At 68.0% G+C, this 6,000-nt stretch carries 8 protein-coding genes; 3 read left to right on the top strand and 5 right to left on the bottom strand.

All coding sequences use genetic code 11. The features are described 5' to 3' along the window. Nucleotides 1-381: 381 nt before the first annotated feature. A complete protein-coding gene (locus ACFCV8_RS23105) occupies nt 382-744 on the top strand; it encodes an SH3 domain-containing protein (protein ID WP_376687308.1) in 363 nt (120 codons plus the stop codon). Nucleotides 745-843: 99 nt separating this feature from the next. On the opposite strand, the gene ACFCV8_RS23100 is transcribed toward ACFCV8_RS23105, so the two are convergent. Then, nucleotides 844-1,854: a DUF5954 family protein gene (locus tag ACFCV8_RS23100; protein ID WP_376687307.1), complete on the bottom strand. Its 1,011-nt coding sequence runs from the start codon at nt 1,852-1,854 to the stop codon at nt 844-846. A gap of 138 nt (nt 1,855-1,992) precedes the next feature. Here ACFCV8_RS23100 and ACFCV8_RS23095 point away from each other — a divergent pair, with 138 nt between their 5' ends. Further along, on the top strand, nt 1,993-2,727 hold the full coding sequence (locus ACFCV8_RS23095) for an SMI1/KNR4 family protein (protein ID WP_376687306.1): 735 nt from the start codon (nt 1,993-1,995) through the stop codon (nt 2,725-2,727). An 85-nt stretch (nt 2,728-2,812) separates the two neighbouring features. Here the strand turns inward: ACFCV8_RS23095 and ACFCV8_RS23090 are convergent, their stop codons facing one another. After that, a complete protein-coding gene (locus tag ACFCV8_RS23090) occupies nt 2,813-3,034 on the bottom strand; it encodes a hypothetical protein (RefSeq protein WP_376687305.1) in 222 nt (73 codons plus the stop codon). 139 nt (nt 3,035-3,173) lie between these two features. Here ACFCV8_RS23090 and ACFCV8_RS23085 point away from each other — a divergent pair, with 139 nt between their 5' ends. After that, entirely contained in the window at nt 3,174-3,773 is a 600-nt protein-coding gene (locus tag ACFCV8_RS23085) for a TetR/AcrR family transcriptional regulator (protein ID WP_376687304.1), read from the top strand. Nucleotides 3,774-3,802: 29 nt separating this feature from the next. Here ACFCV8_RS23085 and ACFCV8_RS23080 read toward each other — a convergent pair whose 3' ends face one another. From ACFCV8_RS23080 to ACFCV8_RS23070, 3 genes are read right to left on the bottom strand one after another with little or no spacing between them, the layout of a single operon-like run. After that, nucleotides 3,803-4,651: a helix-turn-helix domain-containing protein gene (locus ACFCV8_RS23080; RefSeq protein WP_376687303.1), complete on the bottom strand. Its 849-nt coding sequence runs from the start codon at nt 4,649-4,651 to the stop codon at nt 3,803-3,805. A 14-nt stretch (nt 4,652-4,665) separates the two neighbouring features. Further along, nucleotides 4,666-5,181, bottom strand: coding sequence for a DUF6879 family protein (locus ACFCV8_RS23075; RefSeq protein WP_376687302.1), 516 nt, complete (start codon nt 5,179-5,181; stop codon nt 4,666-4,668). Further along, nucleotides 5,153-5,407 carry a hypothetical protein gene (locus ACFCV8_RS23070; protein WP_376687301.1) on the bottom strand — a complete coding sequence of 85 codons (255 nt, stop codon included), beginning with the start codon at nt 5,405-5,407 and terminating at the stop codon, nt 5,153-5,155. The genes ACFCV8_RS23075 and ACFCV8_RS23070 overlap by 29 nt, the downstream gene beginning before the upstream one ends. Nucleotides 5,408-6,000 lie beyond the last annotated feature (593 nt).

Here is a 6,000-nt window from a genome sequence, read left to right as displayed (position 1 = left end):
TCCCGGAACCCCGGGTGCCGTCCGGGCCCTTCCGTATGTCCGGGCCCCTTCGACGGGTCCGCCCCACTCGGCGCATGCCGGGCACCCCACGCCGAAACCATCACTTTCAGCCGTTCAATTTCGGGCCCGGCCGCGCATACAGCTGCCGGCACTTGACTGAAACGCAGGTGATTCAGGTCAATGATTCACCAAACGTTCACCAAGCAGCACAGCGCACGGACTTGACCGTATGAAAGTTGAGCGCCTTCACGTCGCGTTCGGCGCCCGAAAATCGAGTGTCCGACAGACACCTGCCGAGAGGCTGTGGATCGAACGTAGTTTCTGTCCGTACCTGGAAGCGCGCCCCACCGGCAGGTCGGGTGCACGACGAACAGGAAGCACGTGAAGAGAACGAAGCTCTGGACCTCGCTGGCCCTTCCGTTCCTGGTCGCCTCGGCGGCCATCGTCTCCGCCCCGGCCGCGAGCGCGGCCACCACGGGCGCCAGTGCGTGCACGCACCCGGCCTGGTCCAACAAGGACGCCGGCTACGGATACGTGGCCGGCAGCTCCGCACCACTGCGCACCGGGCCGAGCGCCGACTGCCCCACCACCGCCACCGTCTACACGGCCAGGCTCTACTACCACTGCTACGTGGTGAACTCCGCGGGCAACACCTGGACCCACGCCCGTATCGACGGCACGCAGGTCAACGGCTGGATCTACGACGGCAACCTGTCCAACTCCGGGGCCGTCAAGCCCTGCTGAGCCCGGCCGCCCAACCCCCCACTCCTCCGAGGCGCCGTTCCCCTTCCCGGGGAACGGCGTCTTCGCCTTCGCCCCGGCCCCGGTCCCGGTGCGTGCCGCCTACGACTCATGGGTGATGTTGCCCCATTCGTCCATCAGGGGATGCAGCTGCGTGGGCTCCTGGATCTCGACGTCCGACTTCCGCGGCCCCTCCGGACCGGCGGGGCCGATGCGCATCATCCGTTCGATCCGGGCGATCTCGAAGCGCCGCCCGCGCACTTCCAGTTCGTTGGGGCGCAGCCGCTCGGCGAAGGCTTCGGCCGCCCGCGCGTAGACGGCGGCCTCCTCGTCGTCGATCTCCCTGGTCATCGGCAGATAGGTCTTCAGGTGGTAGATCAGCGAGCGCCGCGCGTCCTGCGGGGTGGGGTGCTGGGACGACACCATCGACCAGGACAGTTCCTTGCGTTCCATCACCCGGAAGGCGACCGGCAGCAGCACCAGCCCGGGGTGGGTGTGCAGCGCCCGCCGCGAATCCGCCAGCACGTCGGGCGGGAAGCGCTCCGAGGTGTACGTGAGCGGCACCAGCCCCATCCGGTCCAGGCCCTCCGGCAGCCCCACCGCGGCCGCGTGGTCGATGACGAAACCCTTGGTGGTCGAGGGCGAGTGCACCGCGGGGTCCCAGCCCTCCGTGTCGACGTCCGTGGGCCGGGGCGGCTCCATGCGGCCTTCGCCGACCCGGGCGAACTCGTCGGCGCGCACGACGCGGTACCGCGTGTCACCGACGGTCAGTTCGTTCACCCGCTCCGTCTCCAGCCGTCGGACCGCGTCGAGCAGGGCGCGACGCTCGCGGGGGTCGTCCGTCTCGTCCTTGGCCTTGAACCAGAGGTGGCTGTTCAACTCGTCGCGCACGTCCTGCGGGTAGCCGGTCTCCATGTCGGTGATCAACCGCCACCGCGGCCGTTCACCGCGGCGCTGCTCGGCGACGCCGAAGAGCGGGCCCCGGATGACGACGTTCGCGTACGTCCGGGACGCGGCGAACGCGTCCGCCTCGGTGACCATGGACACCGGGTCGTCCCGGCGCTGCACATTGATGACGAGGTGATCCGGCAGTGCCTGATGGTGATCGTTCATGCACCCAGTGTGCCGACCTCATGAACGGAAGGTACGGAAAATCCGCGAAAGCACCCCGCGGTGCACGGAGATGGGGGCACGGTGTCCCGTCGGTCACGGGGCGCCGCCCTGTCGGTGGCATTCCCTATAGTCACGCGCATGACGCAGGAACCACCGGCCCCGGCCCGCACCGCCCCGAACTCCGCCCTGGACCTCGACGCGTTGACCGCGGCCGTCGGCGAGCGGCCCGACAGGCCGGCGGCCTGGCGTTTCGTCCGCACCTTCGCCCGTGACTGGAGCGCCCGCCCGCTCACCGGAGCCGACGGCCGCACCCCCGCCGAACTCGACGCGGCCCGCGACCGGCTCGGCCTGCCGCTGCCGGCGGCCCTGCGCGAGGCGCACCAACTGTTCGGAATGCGCGGGGATCTGACGAGCAACCAGGACACCCTGCTCGCCCCGCAGGACCTCTACCTGGACGGGGACCGCGGGGTACTGGTCTTCCGCGTGGAGAACCAGTCCTGCGCCTACTGGGGCATACGCGTCACGGACCTCGGCCAGGACGACCCGCCCGTCGTGTGCCGCCTCGACGTCCCCGGCCCCACCGCCGACGACTGGACCGACTGGCTGGACCGGCTGAGCGTCGCGTTCGTCGAGCTCGTCCTCTCCGAGGCCCTGTGCGCCGACGACGACCTGATGGGCTGGACGGACCCCGCGGACATCCCGCCGGAATTCGGCCGCCTCCCGCTCCCGGAGTACCCGATCAGTCAGCGACCGGGCTCACGCTGGTACGCGCACGACGAGATCATCATCCGCGACGACCACGGAACCGCCCTCCTCCGCGCCCGCACCGAGGCGGCGCTCGACCGCTTCGACGGCGAGTACGACGGGATCTGAACCGTACGGGGCCGCCCGGCCGCGTACGAGGTGAAGCCCCCGGCCGACGGGGCGCTGCGGCCGGAAGAACTCGCGCGGCCGGCCATCAGCTGTCGCGCCCGGCCGCCCTGGACGCGGCGCGGGCCCGGCCCGCGAGGACCGCACCGCCCACGGCGGCGAGAACGTGGACGGTGATGCCGACCACGAATCCGCCCGGCAGCCGGCCGAGCAGTCCGGCGTTGCCGTGGTCGACGACCTGGCGAATCGCCCCCTGGGCTCCCAGAACGAGAAGAACCACACCGAGGCCCTGCAAAATGTCGTACTTCACGTAATGCCTCCGGATTCAGGAGCGCCGCTGCCGCACCTCGCCCCGGCCGCCGGGGCGGTTACGGTGCACTTGCACTGTAAAAGACTGCGGACACATTTCGCAATGCAGGTGCATGGTAAAAGATGGGAGTGGAGGCGCCATGCCGAAGATCGTGGATGTCGAGGAGCGTCGGCGGCGACTGGTCGAAGCCGTCTGGGAGCTGACGATGCGGGGCGGCATCGAGAAGGTGACGCTGCGCAAGGTCGCCGACGAGGCGGGCGTCTCGATGGGGCACGTGCAGCACTACTACTCCTCGATGCAGGCCCTGATCCGTGACGCGCTCGACCGGGCCGTCCAGGCCGTGAACGCCAACGTCGAGAACGCGATCGGCGCGGTCGGCGAGCCCACCCCGAAAGCCGTGCTCCGCGCGTGTCTCCATGCCCTGGTCGGCCCCGACGAGGAGAGCACGCGGCTCATGCGCTTCTGCCTGGCCGTGGCGGGGCGGGCCGTGTCCGACCCGACCATGACCAACGTCCTGGCTCCGGGCGGCGAGGAGCTGCTCTCCTTCACCGCCGGCCTCATCACCGCGGCCCGGCAGGAACGAGGCTCCGAGCCCCGCGGGGAAGAGCTCATGGACGCGGACATCTGCTGGTCGCTCGCCACGAGCCTCGGAGTGGACGTCGCCCTCGGGTACCGCACACCGGATGCCGCCCGACGCATGCTCGACCATCACATCGACGGCCTCGTCAACAACGACTGAACCGGGGTTCGCCGGATCACCGTCGCCGGTCAGTTCAGAGACGCCACCGCGTCCGCGATGAGGGAGCGGGCCGCCGCTCCCCGTGCAGCCTGCTGCGAGAGGCGTTCAAAGGCTCGGGCGTATAGCTCGACCTGGCCGGGCTGCGTGAGCGTGGAGGCGGCATCGAGGGTATCGGCGTGAACCCTCTTGTCGTCGAAAATCGTGAAGGTCGGCATGGGCCACACGGCCCGTTGCCCGGAGAGCGGAACGATGCCCGCGGCAACGTTCTGAAGCTCCATGACCCCGAGCAGGTAGCCAAGCTGCGCCGCCATGGTTTCAGCGGTGCACAGCCGGTATCGCAACACCGACTCCTCCAGCACGAAGGAGAACCGGCGCCCGCCCTTGCTCAGCACCTCGTTACGCCGCATTCGGGCTGCAACAGCCTCGCTCACGTCGTCCGGTGTTCCTCGGAAACCCGCGATGGAGGACAGCAGCGCGGACGCGTAGCCCGGGGTCTGCAGGAAGCCGGGGATCACGTCGGATACGTAGACACGGAAAGTCTTGGTTTGTTGGTACAAGTCACCGGTGCTCTCTTGCAAGCGCCGGAGGCCAGTCCGCTGAAGCCGCTTCCACTCCACGTGCGCTTCCGCGGACTGCCTGTTGGCCGCGATCAGATCCGGGGCCTGGTCCTCAGCGGCACAGGCCCTGCACCACGCTCGAATATCGGCATCGGAAGGAGGCGTCTTGGAGTTCTCGATCCGGGACGACTTCGACTCGGACCAACCGCACCGGACAGCCAGCTCCCGCCCGCTGATCCCTGCATCTATCCGTATCTCGCGCAGACGGCCGGCCAGGACTTCCCGAGCCTTCTGAACGCGTGAGGAGGGGTGCGGGGGCATGGAGCTGGCTTTCGTCAGATCGTGTACTGGTGGTGCGGGATCGCTTGCTCCCAGACCGCTTCAAACGCAGCGGAACACAGCTTCACTGCCTCCGGATCAGCCGTGATCTCGTCTTCCACCACCACGCCTTCACCCGAGAAGTGGTGCACACGGAGTAGCGCATCATCGAACAGCCAGAAGTCGTTCCCCGGCAGAGAGATGGTCGTGGCTCGCCGCCGGGGCAGCCAGCGGACTTGCTCCCCCGCCGTGACATTGGCATGAGTGATGTAGTGCTCCCAGCGGATGTACTCCGACACTGGCTCAGAGACCACCCGGGCCCTTCGGATCACCACTCCCCTGGCCACGGTGTCCTCGATCAACTGATCATAGGAATGCCACCAGGACCCGCGATCCTCCCAACTGATCCGCTCCCCACGTTTCCACGCCTCGAACCGGTCTGTGGAGGCGTATGAGTCGCGCAACTCCAGATGCAGGGCGGATCGCTTGCACCGGCCAAGGAGCTCAGCGAAGCTGGGCACGCTCGACGGCATCACATGCCTCCCTGATCATCGGAATCATCCGGGCCGGAATCCTGATGATGGCTTCGCTGTCGGGCACCGAGCCGTTCGCGGGGCTGCTCGCCTCGCATGCCGCATGAGTCTCGGCGCTGGGCTGCCACCCCTGCAACAAGACCTCCTGAGCTTCTGCGTCCGCCCACACGGTGGGGCAGTGATCCCGGTCCGTGTCGGGGTCGATCCCAATGAACTCTACGGCCATTGCCGGCTCCCTGGTCTAGGCGCTTGCTTGGGCTTGCATCAGCTTCGTTGAGCTGTGGAGTCAGCGTCAATATCGCTACTGGCAAAAGCAATTGCCGTGCAAGACCATGCAAGTTTGTGGAGCCCGAAACCCGCCGCTTCCTACCGTCGGCACATCAACGCGGAATCAATCGGGAGGGTGCGGCGCGATGAGCGAAACCAAGGCGCAGGACACCGAAGCAACTGCTCATCCGAACAGTAGTGAGGCCCGGCAGTTCCTCTCACGTCTCTCCGGAGCGCGCGGAGTAGACGGCGTGCTCCTGGTGAGCAGGTCGGACCCTGGGCCGGAGGGAGCGGACCTTGGCCCCGGTTCGCCCTTTCACTGGCCGAAGTGCGCATGCGGCAGCCCGAAGTGCCCGGACTACCAGGCCCACCCGCCAGCGACGCAAGAGGAAATGCGCGCCAGGGTCGCCGAGGTCAACAGACGGAGCCGGAGGGGCGGTCCATGAGCATCAGAACAGCCATGCGGTACGTGACGCACAGAATCACCGAACACCCGGATACGGATGTGACATTCGTGGCCGAGTGTCTGTACTGCGGCTGGAAGGCCACTCC

The organism is Streptomyces sp. NPDC056347, assembly GCF_042262625.1.
Lineage (GTDB): Bacteria > Actinomycetota > Actinomycetes > Streptomycetales > Streptomycetaceae > Streptomyces.
Note: the sequence above shows the minus strand (reverse complement) of the source record. Positions and strands in the feature narration are given on the sequence as shown.

Coding starts and splice junctions, on each gene's coding strand:
- ACFCV8_RS23100 (WP_376687307.1), bottom strand. CDS start 1,854: ATGAACGATCACCATCAGGCACTGCCGGATCACCTCGTCATCAATGTG.
- ACFCV8_RS23095 (WP_376687306.1), top strand. CDS start 1,993: ATGACGCAGGAACCACCGGCCCCGGCCCGCACCGCCCCGAACTCCGCC.
- ACFCV8_RS23085 (WP_376687304.1), top strand. CDS start 3,174: ATGCCGAAGATCGTGGATGTCGAGGAGCGTCGGCGGCGACTGGTCGAA.
- ACFCV8_RS23080 (WP_376687303.1), bottom strand. CDS start 4,651: ATGCCCCCGCACCCCTCCTCACGCGTTCAGAAGGCTCGGGAAGTCCTG.
- ACFCV8_RS23075 (WP_376687302.1), bottom strand. CDS start 5,181: ATGCCGTCGAGCGTGCCCAGCTTCGCTGAGCTCCTTGGCCGGTGCAAG.
- ACFCV8_RS23070 (WP_376687301.1), bottom strand. CDS start 5,407: ATGGCCGTAGAGTTCATTGGGATCGACCCCGACACGGACCGGGATCAC.